This window comes from Brevundimonas sp. FG8, from assembly GCF_057808845.1.
The window spans coordinates 133,112-155,525 of the sequence record NZ_JBMDIU010000004.1; the positions used below are offsets into that span (position 1 = coordinate 133,112).

25 protein-coding genes and 2 tRNA genes are annotated in these 22,414 nt (G+C 67.8%); 16 read left to right on the forward strand and 11 right to left on the reverse strand.

Going from position 1 to position 22,414, the window contains the following annotated elements; genetic code table 11:
• Positions 1 to 160: 160 nt before the first annotated feature.
• The 4 genes from ACODRV_RS09590 (at position 161) to ACODRV_RS09605 (ending at position 4,570) form a co-directional block, all read left to right on the forward strand.
• On the forward strand, positions 161 to 3,340 hold the full coding sequence (locus ACODRV_RS09590) for an autotransporter outer membrane beta-barrel domain-containing protein (RefSeq protein ID WP_488908170.1): 3,180 nt from the start codon (positions 161 to 163) through the stop codon (positions 3,338 to 3,340).
• Between the two features lie 100 nt (positions 3,341 to 3,440).
• A tRNA-Val gene (locus tag ACODRV_RS09595) sits at positions 3,441 to 3,517 on the forward strand.
• 70 nt (positions 3,518 to 3,587) lie between these two features.
• Entirely contained in the window at positions 3,588 to 3,845 is a 258-nt protein-coding gene (locus ACODRV_RS09600; RefSeq protein ID WP_168196832.1) for a hypothetical protein, read from the forward strand.
• Positions 3,846 to 3,877: 32 nt separating this feature from the next.
• A complete protein-coding gene (locus tag ACODRV_RS09605) occupies positions 3,878 to 4,570 on the forward strand; it encodes an alpha/beta fold hydrolase (RefSeq protein ID WP_141627106.1) in 693 nt (230 codons plus the stop codon).
• Here ACODRV_RS09605 and ACODRV_RS09610 read toward each other — a convergent pair.
• The 3 genes from ACODRV_RS09610 to queC are packed head-to-tail and all read right to left on the reverse strand — an operon-like array spanning position 4,567 to position 6,277.
• Entirely contained in the window at positions 4,567 to 4,935 is a 369-nt protein-coding gene (locus ACODRV_RS09610) for a 6-pyruvoyl trahydropterin synthase family protein (RefSeq protein ID WP_488908171.1), read from the reverse strand. The two genes, ACODRV_RS09605 and ACODRV_RS09610, sit on opposite strands and share 4 nt — an antisense overlap.
• A complete protein-coding gene (gene queE / locus ACODRV_RS09615; protein WP_488908172.1) occupies positions 4,935 to 5,570 on the reverse strand; it encodes a 7-carboxy-7-deazaguanine synthase in 636 nt (211 codons plus the stop codon). The genes ACODRV_RS09610 and queE overlap by 1 nt, the downstream gene beginning before the upstream one ends.
• Entirely contained in the window at positions 5,567 to 6,277 is a 711-nt protein-coding gene (gene queC / locus ACODRV_RS09620; RefSeq protein WP_240811808.1) for a 7-cyano-7-deazaguanine synthase QueC, read from the reverse strand. The genes queE and queC overlap by 4 nt, the downstream gene beginning before the upstream one ends.
• A gap of 201 nt (positions 6,278 to 6,478) precedes the next feature.
• Between queC and ACODRV_RS09625 the strand changes: the two genes are divergently transcribed.
• The 8 genes from ACODRV_RS09625 (at position 6,479) to ACODRV_RS09660 (ending at position 11,969) form a co-directional block, all read left to right on the forward strand.
• Positions 6,479 to 8,080 (forward strand): response regulator, encoded by a 1,602-nt coding sequence (locus ACODRV_RS09625; RefSeq protein ID WP_488908173.1) that lies wholly within the window; start codon positions 6,479 to 6,481, stop codon positions 8,078 to 8,080.
• A gap of 70 nt (positions 8,081 to 8,150) precedes the next feature.
• Complete coding sequence (locus ACODRV_RS09630; protein ID WP_141627111.1) at positions 8,151 to 8,627, forward strand: PaaI family thioesterase; 477 nt, start codon at positions 8,151 to 8,153, stop codon at positions 8,625 to 8,627.
• Positions 8,624 to 9,022 (forward strand): PaaI family thioesterase, encoded by a 399-nt coding sequence (locus ACODRV_RS09635; protein WP_488908174.1) that lies wholly within the window; start codon positions 8,624 to 8,626, stop codon positions 9,020 to 9,022. Before ACODRV_RS09630 ends, ACODRV_RS09635 begins: the two co-directional genes overlap by 4 nt.
• Before the next feature lie 64 nt (positions 9,023 to 9,086).
• On the forward strand, positions 9,087 to 9,497 hold the full coding sequence (locus ACODRV_RS09640; RefSeq protein ID WP_488908175.1) for a hypothetical protein: 411 nt from the start codon (positions 9,087 to 9,089) through the stop codon (positions 9,495 to 9,497).
• Between the two features lie 39 nt (positions 9,498 to 9,536).
• A complete protein-coding gene (locus ACODRV_RS09645) occupies positions 9,537 to 9,878 on the forward strand; it encodes a hypothetical protein (protein WP_488908176.1) in 342 nt (113 codons plus the stop codon).
• A gap of 88 nt (positions 9,879 to 9,966) precedes the next feature.
• Entirely contained in the window at positions 9,967 to 10,395 is a 429-nt protein-coding gene (locus ACODRV_RS09650; RefSeq protein WP_141627115.1) for a hypothetical protein, read from the forward strand.
• Positions 10,396 to 10,554: 159 nt separating this feature from the next.
• Positions 10,555 to 11,298, forward strand: coding sequence for a phosphodiester glycosidase family protein (locus tag ACODRV_RS09655; protein ID WP_488908177.1), 744 nt, complete (start codon positions 10,555 to 10,557; stop codon positions 11,296 to 11,298).
• 35 nt (positions 11,299 to 11,333) lie between these two features.
• Positions 11,334 to 11,969 (forward strand): LexA family transcriptional regulator, encoded by a 636-nt coding sequence (locus ACODRV_RS09660; RefSeq protein WP_141627117.1) that lies wholly within the window; start codon positions 11,334 to 11,336, stop codon positions 11,967 to 11,969.
• Positions 11,970 to 12,116: 147 nt separating this feature from the next.
• Here ACODRV_RS09660 and ACODRV_RS09665 read toward each other — a convergent pair whose 3' ends face one another.
• The 5 genes from ACODRV_RS09665 to ACODRV_RS09685 form a co-directional block, all read right to left on the reverse strand.
• Entirely contained in the window at positions 12,117 to 12,596 is a 480-nt protein-coding gene (locus ACODRV_RS09665) for an SH3 domain-containing protein (protein WP_141627118.1), read from the reverse strand.
• A gap of 77 nt (positions 12,597 to 12,673) precedes the next feature.
• On the reverse strand, positions 12,674 to 13,051 hold the full coding sequence (locus tag ACODRV_RS09670; protein ID WP_141627119.1) for a hypothetical protein: 378 nt from the start codon (positions 13,049 to 13,051) through the stop codon (positions 12,674 to 12,676).
• 67 nt (positions 13,052 to 13,118) lie between these two features.
• The gene (locus ACODRV_RS09675; RefSeq protein ID WP_141627120.1) at positions 13,119 to 14,801 is read right to left on the reverse strand and encodes a lysine--tRNA ligase; all 1,683 of its coding nucleotides are present in this window, start codon (positions 14,799 to 14,801) and stop codon (positions 13,119 to 13,121) included.
• Between the two features lie 32 nt (positions 14,802 to 14,833).
• Positions 14,834 to 15,301 (reverse strand): hypothetical protein, encoded by a 468-nt coding sequence (locus ACODRV_RS09680; protein ID WP_488908178.1) that lies wholly within the window; start codon positions 15,299 to 15,301, stop codon positions 14,834 to 14,836.
• Between the two features lie 47 nt (positions 15,302 to 15,348).
• Positions 15,349 to 15,765, reverse strand: coding sequence for a hypothetical protein (locus ACODRV_RS09685; protein ID WP_141627121.1), 417 nt, complete (start codon positions 15,763 to 15,765; stop codon positions 15,349 to 15,351).
• Positions 15,766 to 15,876: 111 nt separating this feature from the next.
• Here ACODRV_RS09685 and queA point away from each other — a divergent pair, with 111 nt between their 5' ends.
• From queA to tgt, 3 genes are read left to right on the forward strand one after another with little or no spacing between them, the layout of a single operon-like run.
• Positions 15,877 to 17,109, forward strand: coding sequence for a tRNA preQ1(34) S-adenosylmethionine ribosyltransferase-isomerase QueA (gene queA, locus ACODRV_RS09690; protein ID WP_141627122.1), 1,233 nt, complete (start codon positions 15,877 to 15,879; stop codon positions 17,107 to 17,109).
• Complete coding sequence (locus ACODRV_RS09695; RefSeq protein ID WP_141627123.1) at positions 17,106 to 17,579, forward strand: nucleotidyltransferase family protein; 474 nt, start codon at positions 17,106 to 17,108, stop codon at positions 17,577 to 17,579. The genes queA and ACODRV_RS09695 overlap by 4 nt, the downstream gene beginning before the upstream one ends.
• Positions 17,576 to 18,691: a tRNA guanosine(34) transglycosylase Tgt gene (gene tgt, locus ACODRV_RS09700; protein ID WP_141627124.1), complete on the forward strand. Its 1,116-nt coding sequence runs from the start codon at positions 17,576 to 17,578 to the stop codon at positions 18,689 to 18,691. The genes ACODRV_RS09695 and tgt overlap by 4 nt, the downstream gene beginning before the upstream one ends.
• 60 nt (positions 18,692 to 18,751) lie before the next feature.
• Here the strand turns inward: tgt and ACODRV_RS09705 are convergent, their stop codons facing one another.
• Together ACODRV_RS09705 and ACODRV_RS09710 are read right to left on the reverse strand one after the other, a co-directional pair.
• The gene (locus ACODRV_RS09705; protein ID WP_141627125.1) at positions 18,752 to 19,303 is read right to left on the reverse strand and encodes a hypothetical protein; all 552 of its coding nucleotides are present in this window, start codon (positions 19,301 to 19,303) and stop codon (positions 18,752 to 18,754) included.
• 59 nt (positions 19,304 to 19,362) lie between these two features.
• A tRNA-Lys gene (locus ACODRV_RS09710) sits at positions 19,363 to 19,439 on the reverse strand.
• 114 nt (positions 19,440 to 19,553) lie between these two features.
• Between ACODRV_RS09710 and ACODRV_RS09715 the strand changes: the two genes are divergently transcribed.
• Entirely contained in the window at positions 19,554 to 20,681 is a 1,128-nt protein-coding gene (locus ACODRV_RS09715) for a CaiB/BaiF CoA transferase family protein (protein ID WP_488908179.1), read from the forward strand.
• On the opposite strand, the gene ACODRV_RS09720 is transcribed toward ACODRV_RS09715, so the two are convergent.
• The gene (locus ACODRV_RS09720; protein WP_488908180.1) at positions 20,648 to 22,387 is read right to left on the reverse strand and encodes an ATP-binding protein; all 1,740 of its coding nucleotides are present in this window, start codon (positions 22,385 to 22,387) and stop codon (positions 20,648 to 20,650) included. The genes ACODRV_RS09715 and ACODRV_RS09720 overlap by 34 nt on opposite strands.
• Positions 22,388 to 22,414 lie beyond the last annotated feature (27 nt).

Here is a 22,414-nt window from a genome sequence, read left to right on the forward strand (position 1 = left end):
GATTTCGCATTTGGCAACTGGCCACCGTCCTGAAGCGGGACAGGAAATGCCTTCGGCCTTGCATTCGCCTCAAATTCGAGAAACTTGAGGCACGCTGGTACGGTCCCTGTTAGAGGATCACCTGCGTCTCTGGCGTGTCGTCCACAGGGGTTTCTTTCGAATGCGTATTCTACTCGCGACCGCGGTGGCGATCGCTCCCCTGCTGGCAGCGTCCCAGGCGGCGGCCGACGTCGTGATCAGCACGTCGCGGACCACGCCCATCCGGACCTCGACCGCGACGGGCACGGGTCCCGACAATATCGAGATTTCGAACGCCGGCTCGATCGTGCTGACCACAGGCACGGCCGTCACGATCGATTCCAGCAATAATCTGGTGATTTCGGCCGGCGGCTCGATCAGCATGACCAACGCCGCCAGCGGCGCGACGGGCGTTCTGGTGGATCCGGGTCTGACGACGAACATCCGCGTCGACGGTTCGATCACCCTGACCGATTCCATCACCGACTACCCCGACACCGACAGCGACGGGGACTTCGACGGTCCCTGGGCGACCGGCTCCGACCGGTACGGCATCCGCCTCCAGGCGGGCGGCGACACGACGGGCAACCTGATCATCGGACAGGCGGGCGCGGTCGCGGTCGAAGGCAACAATTCCTACGGTGTCTCGGTCGAAAGCAACCTGGTCGGTCGTCTCGATAATTTCGGCCTGATCCGGATCATGGGCGATAACTCGATCGGCCTGCGCACGCTGGGAACCGTCACCGGCCCGGTCAATCTGCTGGGCACCATCACGGCGCGCGGCGCCGACAGCTCGGCCGTCCTGATCGGCAACGATGTTGATGGTCGCCTGACCTTGCAGGGCAGCATCGACGCGTCCGGCTATCGCTACACCACCCGCGGCAGCGATGAGTTCATCGCGAAGCTCGATGCTGAAGACATGCTCCAGGGCGGCCCGGCCGTGCTGGTCACAGGCAATGTCTCGGGCGGCGTGGTGGTGGATCGCCCGCCGACTGAAGCGGACGCGAACAACGCCGACGAGGACGGCGACGGCATTCCCGACGCCAACGAAACCACGGGCAACATCAACAGCTTCGGCTCGGCCGCGGCGATCCAGGTCGGCTCGACGACCGACTCCATCACCCTGGGCGTCGCGGGCACGGGCACGAACGCCTACGGCTTCATCAACCGCGGCACGGTCACCGGCCAGGGCGTCTATGACGGCATCGCCGCGAACGCCATCGTGTTCGGCGGCAATCCGGGCCAGGCCGTGGTCATTGACGGCGGCGTCCGCAACGAAGGCACCATCGCCAGCCTGGCATATGAGGCCAACGCCACCGCCGTGCGGTTCGGCGAAGGCTCCTCCACCCCGACCTTCTTCAACAACGGCGCGATCACCGCAGGCATGTCCAGCGATGTGGCCGCGACCGGGACGACCATCCAGATCGACGCCGGCGCAAACCTGCCCTCGATCAACAACGACGGCACGCTTCTCGCCTCCACGGGCGGCGGCGTGGCCGATGTCTACGGCATCCGCGACCTCAGCGGCACCTTGACCTCGATCACCAACACCGGCTCGATCCAGGCCGTCTCGAGCGCCAACGAAGATGGTGACCCGATCACCAGCCAGCGCGTCGCGATCGACGTTTCCGCGAACACCACCGGCGTCACCTTTATCCAGGACGGCATCGCCAGCACCCCCACCGACGCTGATCCGGATACGGACGGCGACGGCGTCACCGACACCAATGAGCCGATCACGATCGGCGATGTGCGGTTCGGCTCGGGCGCGGACGTTCTGGATGTCCGCAACGGCTATATCGACGGCGACATCTCGTTTGGCGCGGGCGCCGACGTGCTCAACATTTCCGGCGGCGGTCTGGTCCGCGGCGCCATTTCGAACGCCGACGGCGATCTCGCTGTCAACATCAGCGACGGGGTGCTGGAAACCCGCCAGACGGGCGTTCTGGATGTCTCAAGCCTGAACATCGGCGCCGACGGCAATCTGATCGTCACGATCGACCCGGCGGCGAATAACGCCTCGGGCGGCATGAACGTGTCGGGAACCGCCACCCTGGCCAACGGCGCGGGTCTGGGCGTGCGTTTCAACTCGCTGCTGGACGGCCCCGCCCGCTTTGACCTGATCAACGCGGGCACCCTGAACGCCGGCGCGATCAATATGGACTCGTTCCAGGAAAACTCGCCCTATCTCTACGTCGTTGAAGGCGGCATCGATAACGCGAACAACACCGTCTACGCGGACGTGCGCCAGCGCACGACGCAGGAAGCCGGCCTGATCTCGGTGGAAGCGTCGATGTACGACGCCTTCTACAGCTCGCTGAGCCGCGACGCGGACATGCGCGCCGCCTTCCTGGCCCAACTGGGCCGCGATGAGTTCATCAACCTGTACGAACAGCTCCTGCCCGATCATTCGGGCGGTCCGCTGGTGTCGCTGGCGTCGGGCGTTGACGCCGTGACCCGCGCCCTGACCGGCCGCAACGCCTCGGCCGCGCCGGGCGAGACCAGCGCCTGGGTGCAGGAAATCAACTTCTACGCCGACAAGGAAAAAACGGACTCCTACGGCTTCCGCTCGGAAGGCTTCGGCATCGCGGGCGGCGTTGAGCGCGGCACCGGCCTGGGCGCCCTAGGTCTGTCGGTCGCCTTCACCTCCTCCGACCTCGAGGATCCGGAATCGGAAGCCGAAGAGGTCCTGACCGCCAACTTGCTGGAGCTGGGCCTCTACTGGCGCGCCCAGGGACAGTACTGGACGACCTGGGCCCGTGCGGCCGCCGGTTACGCCACCTTCGAGTCCGAGCGTCGGTTCGTCGGCGCGGGCCTGAACCTGACCAGCACCTCGGACTGGAACGGCTTCACCCTGTCGGCCGCCGCGGGCGCATCCTACGAGCGCAACTTCGGTCGCTTCAGCATCCGCCCCGAAGGCTACATCGAGTACTTCTCGCTCAGCGAGGACGGCCACCTTGAAGAAGGCGGCGGCGACGGCTTCGATCTGGACATCGACGACCGCGACGGTCACCTGTTCTCCGCCACCGCCGCGATCAATATCGGCATGTCGATGGGCCAGAACAGCTGGCTCAAGCCGGAGCTGCGCCTCGGCTGGCGCCAGAACATCTCGGTCGATCCGGGTGAGACCATCGCCCGCTTCCGCTCGGGCGGTCCCGACTTCACCCTGTCGCCCGACACCATCGAAGGTGGCGGTCCGATCGTCGGCTTCCGCCTGAACGTCGGCAACGAACTGGGCATGCTGTCGGTCAGCGCCGACGCCGAAATGCTCGACAACTACGTCCGCTACATGCTGTTCCTGCGAGCCAGCTTCCGGTTCTAGGGCCGGTCAGGCCTCAAACGACAAAAGGGCCGTCGGGATCACCGGCGGCCCTTTTTCTTTTTGCAGAGCCAGCCTAAAAGGCCCCTCGCTTCGCGCGACCGGGCGGCTAGCTCAGCTGGTCAGAGCACCTCGTTTACACCGAGGGGGTCGGGGGTTCGAACCCCTCGCCGCCCACCATATTCCGCTCATCGCCGTCAGACTGTGTTCACCAATCGCGGGTTAACCCTGCGCGGTCGGGAGAATCGCCATGCAGTTCATCAAACGCGCCACCGCCCTGTCCGCCGTTCTGGCCGGGGGACTGATGCTTCAGGGCTGTCTTGTGGGAGCCGTGGTGGACGCCGGGGTGGCCGTCGTCGGGACCAGCGCCAAGGTCGTCGGCGCGGGCGTGGACGCCGTCACCACCTCCGACGAAGAGACCCGCGCCAAGCGCGAACGCGACCAGCGGCGCTGGGAACGCGAGCAACGCCGCTGCGAACAGCGCCAGCGCCGCGGTCAGGACTGCTAGCCGGACCGGCCCCGGGGTCGTAGGCTCCCGCCATGATCCCCATCCTGCTCATTCCCGGCCTGATCTGTACGGCCGAACTGTTCACGCCCCAGCTGCCGGCCCTTTGGTCGCATGGCCCGGTGACCGTGGCTTCCACGCTGGAAGGCGACACCATCGGCGCCATGGCCTCGGCCATCCTGCGCGACGCCCCGCCGACCTTCGCGCTCGGCGGGCTGTCCATGGGGGGCTACATCGCGCTGGAAATCCTGCGACAAGCCCCTGAGCGGGTGGTGAAGCTGGCGCTGCTGGACACCTCGGCGCGACCGGATACCGCCGAACAGACAAGGCTGCGCAAGGGGATGGTCGAAACGGCCCTGAACGGCGGCTACGGCACGGTTCTGGCCATGACGCTGCCGAACCTCGTGCATCCCGATCATCGCGGCCATCAGGCTCTGATCGACACCCTCACCCGAATGGGTCGCGCGGTCGGTCCCGAGGGCTTCGCCCGGCAGCAAGGGGCCATCATGGGCCGGGTCGATTCCCGCCCGTTCCTGTCCGCGATTGCAGTCCGCACACTGGTGCTTGTCGGTGAGCAGGACGCCCTTACCCCGCCGGAAATGGCGCATGAGATGGGCGCGGCGATCCCCGGCGCGAAGACCGTGACCATCCCGAACGCCGGCCACATCTCGACCCTGGAACAGCCGGAGGCCGTCACCACGGCGCTGGTCGAGTGGCTGAAGGCCTAAAGGCTGAGCACGCAACGCTCGTTGATCGTCGGGCGCGCGACCTGGATACGGCACAGCCCGGGCCACTCCGGCTTCAGCTGCGCGGCGAACCAGAGGCACAGGTTCTCCAGCGACGGCAGCTCCAATCCCGCATGCTCATTCAGCATTCCGTGGTCCAGCTTCTCGGCGGCGGCCTTCAGCGCGCGGTCCAGCGCACCCAGATCGGCGACCCAGCCGTGCTCGACGTCCAGCACCTCGGACCGCACCGTCGCCTCGACCGTGAACGAGTGGCCGTGGACGCGGCGATAGATGCTCCCCTCGGGTTCATTGGGGAAGTGGTGGGCCGCGTCGAAGGTGGCCTGCTTGGTGATCTCGAAGACGGGCATTAGCGGACGCCGATGTACTTGTGGGTCTGGACGCTCAGGCGCCATTGGGGGTGGGTCAGGCAGTATTCGATGGCGGCGGCGGTGTTGGCCGCCTGATCCGGGCCATCCATCGGCTGCAGCCAGAAGCGCTCGAAATCGAGTCCCTCGAACCGTTCGGGCATGGCCTTGGCCTGCGGATAGACCAGCTTCAGTTCCTGTCCCTTGATCTGGATCACCTCGGCGTCCGCCTTGGGGCTGATGCAGACCCAGTCGATGCCGTCCGGCGCGGCGAGGGTCCCGTTGCTCTCGATGGCGATCTCGAAGCCGCGCGCGTGAAGCGCGTCAATCAGCGGGGCGTCCAGTTGCAGCAGAGGCTCACCGCCGGTGCAGACGACCAGCTTCGGATCCCCCGCCCGCCCGCGCCACATCCCATCGACGTGGGCGGCCAGCAGGTCAGCCGTGGCGAACTTTCCGCCGCCGTCGCCGTCCGTGCCCACGAAGTCCGTGTCGCAGAAGGTGCAGACGGCGGTGGCGCGATCCCGCTCCAGCCCGTTCCACAGATTGCAGCCGGCGAAGCGCAGGAAGACCGCCGGGCGGCCGGCCTGACCGCCCTCCCCCTGCACCGTCAGAAAGATTTCCTTGGCCGCGTAGCTCATTGACCGGCGACCCACTCCGCATGACCCGCCGCCCGCAGTTCGCAGGCCGGGCAGTCGCCACAGCCATAGCCCCAGTCGTGATGGTGCTCGCGGTCGCCCCGGTAGCAGGTGTGCGACGCCTCGACGATCAGCTCCACCAGCGCCGCCCCGCCGATGCGGTCGGCCAGCGCCCAGGTCTGCGCCTTGGTCAGATGCATCAGGGGCGTGTCGATCACCACCGGCTTGTCCAGCCCCAGGCTGAGCGCCCGCGCCATCGCCTCGATGGTGTCTCGGCGGCAGTCGGGATAGCCCGAGAAGTCAGTCTCGCACATGCCGCCGACCAGCACCTCCAGCCCGCGCCGGTCCGCCAGCGCGGCGGCGCAGGTCAGGAAGACCAGATTGCGCCCCGGCACGAAGGTCGTCGGCAGCCCGCGCGCATCCATCTCTATCGCGCGCTCAGCGGTAAGGGCGCTCTCGGCGATCCTGCCGTAGCCGGTCAGGTCCACCACGTGGTCCGGCCCCAGCCGGTCCGCCCACCCCGGCAGGACCTTCGCCATCCCCTCGCGCACGTTCAGACGCGCTTCCATCTCGACCACATGCCTCTGGCCGTAGTCGAAGCCCACGGTCTCGACCCGGTCGAACCGCTCCAGCGCCCAGGCGAGACAGGTCGCGCTGTCCTGCCCTCCGGAGAACAGGACAAGGGCCGATTTTGCAGGATTTGGGGACAATTCGCTCATGACAAACCTGCGGTCGGCCGGTCGGCCGCGCGCATGGACAAGGGGATGGGGCCTGATTTCGGCGGACGGCCTTCTACACCCGCGCCGGTCCAAGCGCAAAAGTGGCGACAAGAGGGCGAACGATCCGCTCTTAACCCTTCTGCAAACCGTTCTGACGCAATGTCCACCGGTCCCAGTGGAGTGCCGGCCAGTATGCCGACAATCGAAACCCTTACCGAACGCGCCGAGGCGATAACGCCCGAGACGCCGGGCAGCGATGTCTTCGCGCGCTTCGAGCGTGAGCCCGACACCCTGGTGATCCCGGTTGTCGATGGGGACCGCCCGGTCGGACTGATCGAACGGAACGCCTTTCTGCTGAAGATCGCGGGCGCCTTCGGACACGCGCTTTACGCCGGTCGCCCCGTCATTCACGTGATGGACGCCGATCCCGCCGTGGTCGAGGCCGGCGTCGCGATCGACGCCTTCTGCGACATCCTGCTCAAGGGCGGCCCCAGCGCCCTGATGCGCGGTTTCATCGTCACCCGGAACGGCAAGTATCACGGCGTCGGAACCGCCATATCGCTGCTGCAGGCGGTGAACGAGCGCCAGCGCCTCCAGAACATCGAACTGTCCGACACCCGCACGCAGGCGCTCGCCGCCGCCCGGGCCAAGAGCCAGTTCCTCGCCATCATGAGCCATGAGCTGCGCACGCCGATGAACGGCGTGCTGGCCGTGGCCGAACTCCTGCGCCGTCAGCCGCTCAACGCCCAGGCGCACGCCCATGTCGCCACCATCGTGGAGTCGTCCGAAACCCTGCTGCGCATCCTGCAGGACGCGCTGGACCTGTCGCGCGCCGAGGCCGGCGAGCTGGAGCTGAACGCCGAACCGACCCCCCTGCGGGCCATGATGGACGACGTCGAGGCCATGTGGGCGCCGCGCGCCTCGCAGGACAATGTCACCCTGATGGTCAGCTATGAGGGCGACACCGAGCTGGCCGCCGTGCTCGATTCGATCCGGATCAAGCAGGTGTTCAACAACCTGATCGGCAATGCCCTGAAATTCGCCCGTAACGGCGTGGTCGAGGCCGGTCTGAAGGCCACGGCGAGCGGCGAGCGTATCCGGCTTGAAGCGCGCGTGCGCGACGACGGCCCGGGGATCGACGCCAGCCGTGTCGACGCCATCTTCGAACCCTTCGTGCACGGATCAGGGCCGGACGGCGCCGGTCTGGGCCTGTCGATCTGCCGTCAGATCGTGGACCGCATGGACGGTCGCATCTGGGCCGAGAACAATCCCGGCCGCGGCGCCACCTTCGCCTTCGATCTGAACGTCGAGCGCGCCGAGATGGAGGCCGCTCCGGCGTCCAACGTCGAGAGCCTGTCCGAACTGGACCTGCAGGACACCCCTCACATCCTGATCGTGGACGACAATGCGACCAACCGCGTGGTGGCCCAGGCCCTGTGCGAGATGTTCGGCTGCACCTCCGAGACCGCGGAAGACGGCGTCGAGGCGGTCGAGGCCGTTCAGGAACGCCGCTTCGATCTGGTCCTGATGGACATCAAGATGCCCCGCATGGACGGGGTTCAGGCCACCCAGGCCATCCGCGCCCTCGACGGTCCGGTCAGCCGCATCCCCATCGTGGCCCTGACGGCCAACGCCGATCCCGAGGACGCGCGCAAATATCTGACCATCGGCATGGCCGCCGTGGTCGAGAAGCCGATCAAGCCGGAACGCCTGCGCATGGCCATGAACGCCGCGCTGGAACAGGCCGCCATGACCGAAATGGGCGAAGCCCCGGACGCCCGCTCGGTCGCCTGACCGCTTCGCGGCCGCGCGAAACACGCCCTCCCGCTTGCACGGAATCGCTTGCGGGAGAGACATAGGGCCCATGTCCGTCTCCCCGCTCGTCGCCCTGCTGCCGCAACTCGCCTCGGCGTCCGCCCATACGCACGCCCTGGGCTTCACCTTTGACGGCGTCACGGGCGACCGCGTCCGGCTCAAGGTCCCCTGGCGCGAGGATCTGGTCGGCGATCCGGACACGGACGTTCTGGCCGGAGGACTGGTCACCAGCCTGCTGGACCACGCCGGCGGCATGGCTGTCTGGGTCGGTCTGGACCGGTTCGAGCCCATCGCCACCCTCGACCTGCGCGTGGACTACATGCGCGCCGCACGCCCCCGCAGCGGCCTGATCGCGGAGGCACGCTGCTATCGCCTGACCCGGTCCATCGCCTTCGTCCGCGCGTGGGCGTTCGAGGATGACATCGAGGATCCGGTCGCGGCGGCCCAGTCGGCCTACATCCTGAACTCGAGCGACGGGCGCGGCGCCGGGGCCAATCTCAAGCCCCGTCGGGAGACCGACGCATGAGCGACCTTCTCGAGACCCTGCCCTATGCGCGGTTCCTGGGCCTTCTGACCCGGCGCGACGGGGACCTTCTGACCGTCACCATGCCGTTCGCGGACCGACTGATCGGCAACCCCGTCCTGCCAGCCCTGCACGGCGGTTCGACCGCCGCCATGCTGGAACTCACGGCCGTGGCCCAGGTCGCGGTGCTGTATCCGCGCCTTGAACTGCCCCGGCCGATCAATGTGACCGTGACCTATCTCCGCTCTGGACGCCCGCAGGACGTGTATGCCCGCGCCCGGATCAGCAAGGCCGGGCGGCGCGTCGCCCATGTGCAGGCTGAAGCCTGGCAGGACGACCAAGCCAACCCCATCGCCAGCCTGAGCGCACACTTCCTGGTAGCGCAACACGACCTTTAGTTGCGTTAATTGACATCTTATGGTTGTAGCTCTTCGTGGCATTCCGCCACGGAGAGAAACAGCCATGTCCAGACAATCCATCGGTGAAACCCTGGCCGGCCGCCTGTTCGCGGCGGAAGCCGCGATTGATCAGGCGCTGGCGGAAACCGCCTTCCTGGCGGCCGCCCTGCCCGCGGCCCGGGCCGACGCCTTCCTGTCCGCCGTCGCCGGTCAGAAGGTGTTTGACGGCGCCGCCGCCAGCATCAGCTCGCTCGCAGAAGCCCGCTCCCACCTGGTGCAGACCCATACGGCGCTGGCCGCCCTCGCCCGGAAAATGGGCCTTGACGTCCTCGCGGTCGGCCCTCTCGACAAGCCCGGAGAGCAACCCCCGATCGGCGGCGGCGGCGGCGTGCGCCCCGCCGACGCGGCCATGGTGAACAAATCCCTGACAAACAAGGCAAACAAAATCCTACCGAACACCACCGCTCCGTGTTAAGACACCGCTTACCGTGTTTTTTATTGTTTGGAGGGTGTGATGGATAAGGCTCAAGTTATCGCCAGCGTCGCGGGCGACCTGAATGCGACCGAACAGGCTGTCGACGCCGCGATCGCCCAGGCGACCACGCTCGTTCAATCGATGATCGGCGCCCGCACCGCCCTCGGCGTGTCGCCGGTGGCCGGCGCCGAGGCGCAAGCCAAGGCCATGGAAGTCATCGCCGCTCTCAGCGCCGCCCGCTCGGCCATCGTGGCCAGCCACGAAGAGCTCGCCAAGGACCACCGCCGCATGGGTTGGGGCACCTACGCCATCGGCGTTCTGGACAAGCCGGCTGAAACCGGTCCGGAGCAGAAGCCGGTCGGACGCCTCCGCGCGGTTTAATTCGGCGTAATGTCCGCTGCCGGTCATTCCGGTTTGCGCAGACTCGATGCAAAGTCGCCCTCATGCCGAACGGCATGGGGGCGATTTCATGTTTGACACCCTCGCATCGCAAATCGGCTTCGCAATCGCGGTGCTGGTCGCTGCGTTTGCGTTTCTGAAGGGCGACGAGCCGGAGCGTGTGGGCGCGGGCGCCTACATGCTTGGGCTGTTCGCCTCGCAGCTTGTGCAAGACAAGGGCGCCACCGGTGGCGTCCAGTGGCCGCTTATGGCCATTGACGCGGTCTTCCTGGCCGTTTGTGTCGGCCTCGCCTGGAAGAGCCGTCGCGCGTGGCCGATCTGGGTCTGCGCCCTGCAGTCCCTGACCGTCATGAGCCACCTTTTGACCCTCATAGATATTCGCCCGGCGCCCGGCGCCTTCTTCGCGGTCATCAATCTGGCCAGCTACGGTGTCCTCGTTGCGATCGCCGTGGGCACCTTCTGGGCCTGGCAGGAACGCCGCGCCGCCGGTCTGGAGTAGCCACGGGTCGTCCATCATGGCTGAAATTCGGAACCAGACCCTCACCGGCATGCGGCACATCGTGGCCGGTCTGCCGCCTGAGCCGAGCGTCCGCGACTGAGCCGGCCCGGCCGCACCCGGACCCTGCTGGCCGGCCTGCTGATCCTCGGCGGGGGCGGCTTGATCTGGCTGCGAAGCCCCGCTCCCGAGCGGGTTCCGTCCGTACCGACCGCCACCGCCCTGCCCGCCCCCTGTCAGGAGAGCCTGTTCGACGGCCAGACCTATGTGGTTTGCATCCTGCCGCCGACCCGGTACGCGATCTCCATCGTTCATAACGACGGTCAGGCCGACCCGACCGCGACCGTCATGGATGCGGTGCGCGCCCGGACCGCCGCCGGCCGGCCGCCCGTTCTGGCCATGAACGCCGGGATGTATGACCCCGAACTGAACGCCATCGGCCTGCTGATCGAAGGAGGCGTGACCCTGTCGCGGCTCAACCGCAACGACGGGCCGGGGAATTTCCACCTCAAGCCCAACGGCGTCTTCGCCGTCGACCGCGCCGGTCGCGCCCGCGTCGTGGACGCCGCCCGATGGAAGACCGCCCCCGACACCGCCTTCGCCACCCAGTCCGGCCCCCTGCTGGTGATCGACGGAGCCCTGCACCCGGCCTTCTCCGCGGACGGGGCCTCCCGCTATCGCCGCAACGGCGTCGGCGTACAGGCCGACGGGACCGTGGTGGTCGCCATATCGCGCGACCGGGTCAGCTTTGGCGCCTTCGCCCGCCTGTTCCAGGAGGCTCTGGACTGCCCGAACGCCCTGTTCCTGGACGGCGCGGTCTCCACCCTCGCCGGACCCTCGGCCCCCATCGTCGGCGGCGCAGCCCCCGCGGGCCCCGTACTCATGGTTGACGCGAAAGACTCATAGGTGGATATTCCTAGCGATCCACAGGATTCGTTGGCTTGCCGCTTTCCCACACCCAGATCTGGACCGCCATCGACCGTCTGGCGCGTCGCGAGGGCATCAGCGCCTCCGCGCTTGCGAAGCGAGCGGGTCTGGACGCCACCAGCTTCAATCCCTCCAAGCGGTTCGGCCCCGGCCAGCCGCCCCGTCCGCGCTGGCCCTCGACCGAAAGCCTGACCCGCATTCTTGAGGTCACCGGCCTCTCGCTCGGCGACTTCGCCACCTTGGCCCAAGACGCGCCCGAGCGGCTGGAGACCATCCCCCTGCTCGGCATGGCCCAGGCGGGTCAGGACGGCTTCTTCGACGACGCGGGCCTGCCCGTCGGCGAGGGCTGGGAGCAGACCGCGCTGCCCCGCCGGTCGGACAGCCTGCTCAGCCTGCGGATCGTCGGCGACTCGATGGCGCCGCTCTATCGGGCAGGCGACAAGGTGATCGTGGACCGCGAGGCGTCCGATGTCCGACGCGGCGACCGGGTCGTCGTGCGAACCACCGGCGGCGAGACCTTGGCCAAGGAGGTCGCGGCGCTGACCGCGAAATCGGTCACCCTGGCCTCCATCAATCCCGCCTACCCGCCGCGTGCCGTCAACCGCGCCGACATCGTCTGGATGGGCCGTATTCTCTGGGTCAGCCAGTAACGCTCAGGCAGCGAGCCGCCGCCCGGCGAGCGCTAGCGCCGAAGACGCGCTCAAGCAGCGAGCGCCTGCGGCGCGAGCGGTAACGCCCCAAAAGAAAAGAGCCGCCCCTTGCGGAGCGGCCCTCATCTTCATCGGGGGAGGATGGGTTTAATAGGTCGAGACATAGTGGGCGTTCACCCAGCCGCCACCGGCGATCTGGACCCACTCACCCTGCGAGCCGACGGCCGAGAACGGCTGACCGGCCGACAGTCGACCCACGGTGCGATATCGCGTGCCCGGGCCCGAACGGATGTTCAGGTTCGACGTGGCGCGATACTGGGCGCCGCTCTGGGCGGCCTCGGCGCGGGCGCGCTGCTGGTTACAGCCGATGTACGACCCCGCGGCCGCACCGGCGGCGGCGCCGCCGACGGCGCCGAGGGCGCGTTCATTGCTGGAGATCTGGCTACCGGCCAGACCACCCACTACCGCGCCGATCAGGGCGCCGGCGCGCTGGCGACCGCCGGGGGCGTCACAGTTCGTGATGCCGTTGGCCTGCTGGGCCGAGGCGACGGTCGGAAGAGCCATCGGAGCCAGACCACCCAGCATGGCGGCGGCGGCGATAGCGACGGTGAATTTCTTGTTCGACATGGCTCTGCTCCTGTCATCGAGTTGGTCGATGGAGGGAGAATGCCCAACTCAAGCTGAAGGCTCCCGGAGCCCTGTCGTTATATTCGGTTCATCTTCGTTGCCGACCGGCGCTGGCCGATGACCCGCGCGGCGGACGCGGCGTCCGGCACGACCAGATGCGTGCGTCCCGGGAACTGGAAATCCATCACCCGCGCCCACAGGTGCAGATAACGGTCCTCGCTGATGAAGATCGAGACCGCCTCGCGCGTCTGCTTCGGAAAACGGGCGGCGAAGGTGGCCACGTCGTCCACGGTGATGTCCGTCGCCCCTTCCGGCAGCAAAAGGGTCCAGTCCCAGCCGCGGATTTCCGGGCGGGTGTCCAGAATCGCAAGCGCGTCTTCCATCGCCTGCCGGGCCGACCGGCCTGTCAGGTCCAGATGGAACACCTGTTCGGCGTCATCGATACGATACGTCACCGTGCCCTCCTGATCCGACCATCCCTGAAGGCTCCGCCTTAAGGACTCGCGGATGAAGGGATACGGACTATCCCTCAGCCAGAACGCCGTTCGCGCCCGCTTCAATCAGGGCGATGGTCTGCGGCAGGCCGTAGATGGCGGCGAATGAGCCGAAGCGCGGCCCCTGCGACGCGCCCAGCAGCACCTCATACAGCGTCCCGAACCACGCCCGCAGCGGCTCGAAGGCGTGCGCCTTGCCCACAGCATAAACCTCGTTCTGGATCGTCTCGCCGTCCGTCGTGTCCGCCGGAAGCGCCTTCAGCCGTTCCGCCAGATCCAGCAGCGCGGCCTTCTCCTGTTCGGTCGGCAGGCGGTACGACTTCGTCGGCTTCACGAAGTCCTCATAGTAGTTCAGGGCATGGCCCATCAGCCGATCGAGCGTCGGCTCATTTTCCGGCGTCGCCTCGGGCAGATATTTGGCGAAATACGCCCACAGCTGTTCCTTGGACGAGGCGTTGGCCACGCCGACTAGGTTCAGCAGCAGGCTGAACGACACCGGGCTGGCGACCTTCGGCGGGTTGCCCGCGTGGATCGACCAGACGGCGTTGTCGATCTGCTTGGCCGGCTCCTGCGTCTGGAACTGGTCGATGAACGACAGATAGTCGTCGATCGCGCGCGGAATGACGTTGAAGTGCAACGACTTGGCCGACTTCGGCGACTGGAACATGTACCAGCTCAGCGACTCGGGCGTGCCGTAGCGCAGCCACTCGTCCATCGTCAGGCCGTTGCCCTTGGACTTGGAGATCTTCTTGCCTTCGATGTCGAGGAAGAGTTCGTAGTTGAAGCCTTCCGGCGGCGTGCCGCCCAGGGCGCGGCACAGCTTCGACGACTCGCGCACGCTCTCGATCAGGTCCTTGCCCGACATCTCGTAATCGACGTCCAGCGCCACCCAGCGCATGGCCCAGTCGGGCTTCCACTGCAGTTTCACATGACCACCGGTGACCGGCACTTCCGTCCGGTTGCCGGGCTCGCCCGCCGGGTCCTCGAAGGTGATGGTCCCGGTCTCGACGTTGCGCTCCAGCGTCGGCACCTGCAGCACATGGCCGGTGATCGGGCTGACCGGCAGGAAGGGCGAATAGGTCGCGCGCCGCTCCTCGCCCAGCGTCGGCAGCATGATCGCCATGACCGCGTCGAACCGCTCCAGCAGGCGCAGCAGCACTTCGTCAAACCGGCCGGACCGATAGGTCTCGGTCGAGCTCATGAAATCGTAGTCGAAGCCGAAGCTGTCGAGGAAGGCCTGCAGGCGGGCGTTGTTGTGCGCGCCGAAGCTGTCGTGGGTGCCGAACGGATCGCGCACGCGGGTCAGCGACAGGTGCAAGTCCTCGCGCAACATTTCCGGGTTCGGAATGCCCTCCGGCACCTTGCGCAGGCCGTCCATGTCGTCACTGAACGCGATCAGGCGCGTGGGCCAGTGGTCACCGGTCAGGGCGCGGAAGGCGTTGCGCACCATGGTCGTGCGCGCCACCTCGCCGAAAGTGCCCATGTGCGGCAGGCCCGACGGACCATAGCCGGTCTCGAGGATCACGGGACGCTGAAGCGCCGGGAAGGTCGCCAGCGCCTCGTCCGCCTTGCCAGCGTCGATCAGCAGTTTCGCCGCATCCCGCTCGGCGTCGCTCAGCCGCTTCTTCAGAACGTGGTTCAGAAGATTGCGGGCCTGTTCAAACGGCCACGACCTGGCGTCGCGCGCGAGATGTTCGATGTTCTGCAGCATGGGAGGGGCTTTGCCGCCTCAGGGCGCTGCGGTCAACGCTTCCGCACCGTCCCCGCCACCACGGCCGCGCCGGAGGCCACGATCAGCAGGTCCTCGATCAGCCCGCTTTTCGTCTGGCCGATCCGGCGCATGGCCTTTTTGCGGCCCGCCAGTGTCAGATAGGCCAGCGGCACGGCGGTCAAAACCGCGACCAGCCCGCCGGTCCGCTCCCGCCCCTTCGGCGCCAATGCGCTACCGGCGATCCCGGCGCTCATCACCCGCGCCAGCAGGCCCAGAAACACCGTCCGGTCCGGCGCCGACTTCATCTTGTCGCCGTACAGTTCGCCCGCCCCCATCGCCAGCGCCCCCGCCGTGAACAGCGGATGGGTCAGCAGGCGCAGCTTTCCGGGCGTCTTTCGCTTCGCCAGATGGGCGGCGGCGAGAGCGGCCATGGGCGTCATCGACCGGGCGCTGGCGACGGCGCCGATCAGGGCGGAGGGGAGCAGGTCAGGGGTTTTCATACCGCCCCAACCGACGGGAGGCGCGCCGGTTCAATCCGGCAGGACGATCAGCCTTCGGCCTCAGCCTGCGCGTCGCCCGATCCCGCTCCCGGAAGCGCGATGCAGCGCTGGCGCGTGCCGCCGTCTGCGGTCTGTTCGACGCGCGGGGCGACGCTGGCGACGGTCGTGCCGTCCGCCTGATAGGTGGCGAGGAACTGACAGCCGGTCTGCACGTCGGTCAGCACATAGATGCCCGGCTGGTCGGTCGGCATCTTCGTCAGATTGGTCGTCACCACGCCGCGCAGCGCGCCGACGGGATCATTGGCCGCCTGCTGGATCTGGTCGGCGCGGGTGTTGATCTCGTTCGCCGTGGCCGAGGCCTTGGCGGCGGTGTCCTCGATCTCCTGCAGGGTGGAGACCGCTTCATCACAGGCGGCGACGAGACCCAGTAGGGCGGAGACGGCGAGAACGGGGATCAGCTTCATGGGTCCATCCTGCCCGATCCCCGCCTTGTGGTCAGGCTGACACAAGGTCTCAGCCCCCATCCTGTTCCCTGCCTTGACCGCGCCTCAGACGCATGGCCTTTGCGCCGCCTGATGAAGACCGCTGATTTCGACTTCCACCTGCCCGACGACCACATCGCGCTGCGCCCCGCCGAGCCGCGCGATTCCGCCCGCCTGCTGGTGGTGCGTCAGGATGGGCTGGACGACCGGATCATCCGCGATCTGCCCGACTTCCTTCGTCCGGGCGACGCCCTGGTGTTCAACGATACCCGCGTGATCCCTGCCCGCCTGTCCGGCGTGCGCGAGCGGCCCAACCCCGGGGTTGGGGGCGCGGACGGCGGCACCCTGACCGTCGAGGTCGAGGCCACCCTGCACCACCGCGACGCCCCCGACGTCTGGTCCGCCTTCATGAAGCCGGGCAAGCGGATCAAGGCGGGCGACCGCATCGTCTTCTCACCTCCCCTTCCCCTCGAGGGGGAAGGGGTCGGGGGATGGGGTGGAGGCAGTCCGCTTCAAGATGAGGCGCATGAGGCCGCATCGAACCCGACGTCGCAAATCTCCCCCCATCCTGCCACCACCCCCACCCAACCCTCCCCCCTCGAGGGGGAGGGCTTGAACGCGGTCGTGGTTTCAAAAGGCGACGACGGCCTCGTCACCCTGAAATTCGATCTGACCGGCCCGGCGCTGGACGACGCCATCCGCGACGTCGGGGTCATGCCCCTGCCGCCTTACATTGCAGCAAAGCGCCCCGAGGACGACCGCGACCGGTCTGACTACCAGACCGTCTTCGCCGAACACGACGGCTCGGTCGCCGCCCCCACGGCGGGGCTGCACTTCACCCCGGCCCTGCTGGAGGCCCTGAAGGCGCGCGGCGTCTCGAACCACGCCGTGACCCTGCACGTCGGCGCCGGCACCTTCCTGCCGGTCAAGGCGGACGACACCGCCGACCACAAGATGCATTCCGAGTGGGGCGAGGTCTCGCAGGAGATCGCCGACGCCCTGAACGCCGTCCACGCGAGCGGCGGCCGCATCGTCTGCGTCGGCACCACCTCGCTTCGCCTGCTGGAAAGCGCGACCGGCGAGGACGGCGTGGTCCGCTCCTTCCACGGCGACACCGCCATCTTCATCACCCCCGGCTACCGCTTCCGCGCCGTGGATGTGCTGATGACCAATTTCCACCTGCCGAAGTCGACCCTGTTCATGCTGGTCAGCGCCTTCGCGGGGCTGGACACCATGAAGGCCGCCTACGCCCACGCCATCCGCGACGGCTATCGCTTCTATTCCTACGGCGACGGCAGCCTGCTGTTCCGGAGCCCCGAGGCATGACCGCCCTTCCCCGCCCCCTGATCCAGAGCCTGGAGATGCTGGCCGCCACGGCCGAGGCGCTGGATCTCCGCAATGACTGGATCGTCTTCGGCGGCGCCGCCATGGCTCTGTCCGGCGTGACCGATCAGCCGGTCCCCGACATCGATATCCTGACCTCGCAGGAGACCGCCGAGGAGCTGATCGATGCCTTCGGCGGCCAGATCATCACCCCGCCCGCCCCCGACCGCTTCCGCTCGCGCCTGCTGGCCCGGATCGACGGCACGCCAGTCCCCATCGAGATCATGGTCGGGCTGGAGGTGAAGACCGACGACGGCTGGGCCCCGGTCAACTTCCGCACCCGCGTTGACCGCCCGGTTCAGGATCGCCACATCCCGACCCCACGCACCGCCGAACAGGCCGCCATGGCCCGCCGCTTCGGACGCCCCAAGGACCTGCAGCGCGCCGAGGCGCTGGACAAGCTGACCGACTGATGACCTTTCCGTTCGAGATTTCCAAGACTGACGGCCGCGCCCGCACCGGCGTCCTGAAAACCGCGCGCGGCGACATCCGCACCCCCGCCTTCATGCCCGTCGGCACCGCCGCGACGGTGAAGGCCCTGACCGTGGATCAGGTGAAACAGACCGGCGCCGACATCCTGCTGGGCAACACCTATCACCTGATGCTGCGCCCCGGCCCGGAGCGGATGGAGCGCCTCGGTGGCCTCCACAACTTCATGCGCTGGGACAAGCCGATCCTGACCGACTCGGGCGGCTTTCAGGTCATGTCCCTGTCGGGCATTTCGAAGCTGACCGAGGAGGCCGTGACCTTCTCCAGCCACATCGACGGCTCCAAACACGTCCTGACGCCGGAACGCTCCATCGAGATCCAGGCCGACCGTCTGGGCTCCGACATCGTCATGCAGCTGGACGAATGCGTCGCATGGCCCGCCGAGGAGAAGCGCGCCCGCGAGGGAATGGAGCTGTCCGCCCGCTGGGCCCTGCGCTCCAAAAACGCTTTCGCCACGCGCGACACACAGGCCCTGTTCGGCATCCAGCAAGGCTCGACTTACGAGAACCTGCGCAAGGAATCTTCCGAGCGGCTGCAGGAGATCGGCTTCGACGGCTACGCCATCGGCGGTCTGGCCGTCGGCGAAGGCCATCAGGCCATGTGCGAGGTGCTGGACTACGCGCCGGAGTTCCTGCCCAAGGACCGCCCCCGCTATCTGATGGGCGTCGGCAAGCCGATTGATCTCGTGGAGGCCGTGTGGCGCGGCGTCGACATGTTCGATTGCGTCCTGCCCACCCGCGCCGGTCGCCACGGTCAGGCGTGGACCTGGAACGGTCCGATCAACCTGAAGAACGCCCGCTTCGCCGAGGATCAGGATCCGCTCGATCCGGAAGTCCCCTGCCCGGCGTCGCAGGACTATTCAAAGGCTTACCTGCACCACCTGATCCGCGCCGACGAAATTCTCGGCAAGATCCTGCTCAGCTGGCACAACATCGCCTTCTTCCAGGCCCTGACCGCCGCCATGCGCGAGGCCATCTCGGAAGGTCGCTTCGACCAGTTCCGCAAGGACTTCCACGCGCGGCACACCTCGAACTGAGGGTGTGAGGCATCGGGTGTCGGGGGCGACCGCGGTGCCGCAATACGCACACCCAACACCCTACCTGCGCGGCCTGAACCAGGCCGGGGCCGCCGGCGGGGCGCAGTTGTGCTGCATCCCCACGCCCTTCAGGAAAGCCCGGCGCATCCGCCCGGCCTGCACCGCCGACTTCACCCGCAATTCGGCGCGCTTGGCCCCGGTCAGCCGCCGGACCCATGACCGCTGGGGAATGAAGTCCGTGGTCGCGTCCCGGATCGCGTCCAGAGCCTCTTCCACGACCTCCTCGGTCACGATCTCGGTCAGATTGGGCTGGTCCGGCCGACGCGGCTCATCACTGTCCGGCCCCAGCGCCTCGTTCAGCCGCGCGATCTCGGCCCCGATGGTGGAGCACTGGTTCAGATTGCGCAGGTCATAGGGATTGGCCTCCGCCTGCAGCAGCACGGTCGGGATGTACTCCCGGCGCAGGTTGAAATCGGCCAGCGGCGCTGTCGCCGCATTCCCGAACCCGTCCCCGAACTGCCGCGCCCCCTGCATGGCCGCATCGCCCGCATTGCAGGCGGTCAAAGCCAGAACAGGAGCGAGGACAGGGAGAAGCAGGTACAGACGGCGCATGCCGCCTATCAATCACGCCGCACGGCGCGATGAAAGCCTGCACTGTGGGGGAGAACCGATGGTACGTCCTCTCGGGCTCGAACCGAGGACCCTCTGATTAAAAGTCAGATGCTCTAACCAACTGAGCTAAGGACGCACATCGTGTCACCGGGCCGCGTCTGCGAATCCGGAGGCGCGGCTTTTCCAACATGTCGCCGCGCGGGTCAAGGTCCACTCGACAGGTTCGTGACGGACCGGCTACGCAAGGCGCATGACAGCGCCCGCAAAGCCCCTCTCCGGCATCCGCATTCTCGAGTTCGACGGCCTGGGTCCCGTCACCTTCGCGGGCATGGTGCTGGCCGACATGGGGGCCGAGGTCCTGCGCCTGACCCGCAGCGCCTCGGCGGGCGCCGCCGTATTCAGCGACGTCGGCGGCGAGGTGCTGCACCGGGGCCGCGCCGCCGTCGGGGTGAATCTGAAGGACCCGGCGGACCACGCCCGCGTCCTCGATCTGGTCGCCGGCGCCGACGCGATCATCGAGGGTTTCCGGCCCGGCGTGATGGAGCGGCTGGGGCTGGGGCCTGACGTGCTGGCCGCGCGCAATCCCCGACTGGTGTTCGGCCGCGTCACCGGCTGGGGCCAGACCGGGCCCATGGCCGATCAGGTCGGCCACGACATCAACTACATCGCCCTGTCCGGCGCCCTGCATCCGATGGGTGAGCCGGACCGCCCGCCCCGCGCGCCGCTGAATCTCGTCGGCGACTACGGCGGCGGCGCCATGTTCCTTGTCTCCGGCCTGCTGGCGGCCCTGTTGCAGGCGAAGACCACCGGGAAGGGCTCGGTCGTGGACGCCGCCATGACGGACGGCTCGGCCCTGCTGACCGGCCTTTTCCACGCCTTCCGCCCGCGCGGCCTGTGGAGCGACGCGCGCGGCGCCAACCTGCTGGACGGCGGCGCGCCCTTCTATCGCTGCTTCACCTGCAAGGACGGCCGGTTCGTCGCCGTCGGCGCGCTGGAGCCCCGGTTCTACGCCGCCCTGATCGCCGGGCTGGGCCTGACGCCGGAAGAAGCGCCGCAGTTCGACATGGCCGACTGGCCCGCCCTGCATGCCCGGTTCGAGGCCCTGTTCGCCGCGCGCGACCGTGACGACTGGGCCGATCATTTCGCCGGAACCGACGCCTGCGTCACGCCCGTGCTGACACTGGGCGAGGCCCCGGTTCATCCGCACAACGCCGCCCGCGCCACCTTCGTCGATCAGGGCGTGATCCAGCCCGCGCCCGCCCCGCGCTTCGACGGTCAGGCCAGCCCGGAGCCCCAGCCCGCAGGCCTGTCGCTCGACGAAGCCCTGACCCGCTGGGGCTGGATTCAGGCCACGTCGGCCTTCACCTCCGGGCGGTGAGCCCCCGCGCAGGCCTCCGCCAGCGTTCGGGTCAGCGCCGTCGGGTCGATCGGTTTGGTCAGGAAGGCCGCGACGCCCGCCGCCTCCCACGCCTGCCGGTGCACATCCAATGCATTGGCGGTCAGGGCGATGATCGGGGTGTCGGCGTTCACCCCGCCGGTCAGACGGATGCGCCGCGTCGCCTCCAGCCCGTCCATCACCGGCATCTGCATATCCATCAGCACGGCGTCGAAGCGCTCGACCAGCGCGGCCTCCACGGCCTGCGCGCCGTTCTCCACCAGCGTCAGCCGACAGCCGTGCGGCTCCAGCAGCAGGGTCAGGATGCGGCGGTTCACTTCGTGGTCGTCCGCCGCCAGGATCGACCGGCCGGTCAGCGCACCGACCTCGGCCTCATCACGACGGGCCTCCGTCGGACGGGTCTGCGACACCTCCATCGGCAGGGTCAGGATGAAGGTCGCTCCCTGCCCTTCCACGCTGCTGACCGTCAGGGCGCCGCCCATGATCTCGGCCAGCTTGCGGCTGATGGACAGGCCCAGACCGGTCCCGCCATAGCGACGGGTGGTGCCCGCCTCGGCCTGCTCGAAACTGTCGAACACATGCGCCAGCCGGTCCGCCGGAATGCCGCAACCGGTATCCGACACCGTCACCGTCAGGGCCGCCCCGTCCCAGTCCACGACGACCGCGATCTCGCCCTGCTCGGTGAACTTCACCGCATTGGACATCAGGTTGAACAGGATCTGCTGGAACCGCAGCGGGTCGGTGCGAACACACTCGGGCACCCGGTCCGCCGCCTCGACGGTCAGGCGCACCCCGTTCGCGGCGGCGCGCGGCTCCCATAGCCGGGCCAGTGAGATCAGGCGCGCGCGAACATCCACATCGTCCGTCTCCAGCACCATCTTGCCGGCCTCGATCTTGGACACGTCCAGCACGTCGTTCAGCAGGCCCATCAGCACCTCGCCCGCGTCGGTCAGCATCGACACATGCTCGGCCTGCCGCTCGGTCAGCTCGGTCCGACGCAGCAGGTTGGCGGCCGAGATCACCGCGTTCATGGGCGTGCGGATCTCGTGGCTGATGACGGCCAGAAAGTCTGACTTGGCCGCGCTGGCCTCCTCGGCCTTCTGGCGGGCGTTCTGCTCCATCACCTTGGCCGAGCGCAGCAGTTCGGTGGTGGTGCTGCTCTGCCGCACCGCCACGACCAGATGGCTCATGTACAGCACACAGCCCAGCGCGATCAGCAGCTCCTGCCATCGCCCGGTCAGGGTCGCGCTGATCACCGGCAATCCCAGGAAATAGGCGCCGTGCATGGCCACGGCGGAGAACAGGATCGGCCGGGCGTGATGCATGTGCAAACTGACATGCAGCAAGCCGCCCGCCACCTGCACAAGGGCGAAGGCCCGCCCGACCTCGCCCCCGTTGAACCACAGCCAGGCCGCGATGCTGGAATAGATGATGACGCCCACGGCGGTGGTGGCACAGGACAGCACGACATACGCCCTGTCCGGAACCCACTCGGGGTTCAGGCGGAACCGGCGAAACACCGCCCAGTCGGCCACCTGGCTCAGCAGGACCGCGAAGAACCAGACGACGGGCCAGAGGCTGGGCAGGAAGAACCAGGCCGTGATCCCGATGAAGGCGGCCAGTCCAATCCTTGTTTTCAGCTCCTTGAACCGAACCTGCGACACGAGAGCGTAGGCGGTGGCGGACATTTTTTGTTTTCTCCCCGCCCTGAGGTT

Bases quoted from the DNA above. Each gene is read 5' to 3' on its own strand.
- ACODRV_RS09645 (WP_488908176.1), top strand. From the start codon at position 9,537: ATGGATAAGGCTCAAGTTATCGCCAGCGTCGCGGGCGACCTGAATGCG.
- ACODRV_RS09715 (WP_488908179.1), top strand. From the start codon at position 19,554: ATGACAGCGCCCGCAAAGCCCCTCTCCGGCATCCGCATTCTCGAGTTC.
- ACODRV_RS09590 (WP_488908170.1), top strand. From the start codon at position 161: ATGCGTATTCTACTCGCGACCGCGGTGGCGATCGCTCCCCTGCTGGCA.
- ACODRV_RS09610 (WP_488908171.1), bottom strand. From the start codon at position 4,935: ATGCCCGTCTTCGAGATCACCAAGCAGGCCACCTTCGACGCGGCCCAC.
- ACODRV_RS09600 (WP_168196832.1), top strand. From the start codon at position 3,588: ATGCAGTTCATCAAACGCGCCACCGCCCTGTCCGCCGTTCTGGCCGGG.
- ACODRV_RS09640 (WP_488908175.1), top strand. From the start codon at position 9,087: ATGTCCAGACAATCCATCGGTGAAACCCTGGCCGGCCGCCTGTTCGCG.
- queE (WP_488908172.1), bottom strand. From the start codon at position 5,570: ATGAGCTACGCGGCCAAGGAAATCTTTCTGACGGTGCAGGGGGAGGGC.
- ACODRV_RS09605 (WP_141627106.1), top strand. From the start codon at position 3,878: ATGATCCCCATCCTGCTCATTCCCGGCCTGATCTGTACGGCCGAACTG.
- ACODRV_RS09675 (WP_141627120.1), bottom strand. From the start codon at position 14,801: ATGCTGCAGAACATCGAACATCTCGCGCGCGACGCCAGGTCGTGGCCG.
- ACODRV_RS09680 (WP_488908178.1), bottom strand. From the start codon at position 15,301: ATGAAAACCCCTGACCTGCTCCCCTCCGCCCTGATCGGCGCCGTCGCC.
- ACODRV_RS09685 (WP_141627121.1), bottom strand. From the start codon at position 15,765: ATGAAGCTGATCCCCGTTCTCGCCGTCTCCGCCCTACTGGGTCTCGTC.
- ACODRV_RS09625 (WP_488908173.1), top strand. From the start codon at position 6,479: ATGCCGACAATCGAAACCCTTACCGAACGCGCCGAGGCGATAACGCCC.
- ACODRV_RS09635 (WP_488908174.1), top strand. From the start codon at position 8,624: ATGAGCGACCTTCTCGAGACCCTGCCCTATGCGCGGTTCCTGGGCCTT.
- ACODRV_RS09665 (WP_141627118.1), bottom strand. From the start codon at position 12,596: ATGTCGAACAAGAAATTCACCGTCGCTATCGCCGCCGCCGCCATGCTG.
- ACODRV_RS09695 (WP_141627123.1), top strand. From the start codon at position 17,106: ATGACCGCCCTTCCCCGCCCCCTGATCCAGAGCCTGGAGATGCTGGCC.
- ACODRV_RS09630 (WP_141627111.1), top strand. From the start codon at position 8,151: ATGTCCGTCTCCCCGCTCGTCGCCCTGCTGCCGCAACTCGCCTCGGCG.
- ACODRV_RS09650 (WP_141627115.1), top strand. From the start codon at position 9,967: ATGTTTGACACCCTCGCATCGCAAATCGGCTTCGCAATCGCGGTGCTG.
- ACODRV_RS09720 (WP_488908180.1), bottom strand. From the start codon at position 22,387: ATGTCCGCCACCGCCTACGCTCTCGTGTCGCAGGTTCGGTTCAAGGAG.
- queA (WP_141627122.1), top strand. From the start codon at position 15,877: ATGAAGACCGCTGATTTCGACTTCCACCTGCCCGACGACCACATCGCG.
- ACODRV_RS09705 (WP_141627125.1), bottom strand. From the start codon at position 19,303: ATGCGCCGTCTGTACCTGCTTCTCCCTGTCCTCGCTCCTGTTCTGGCT.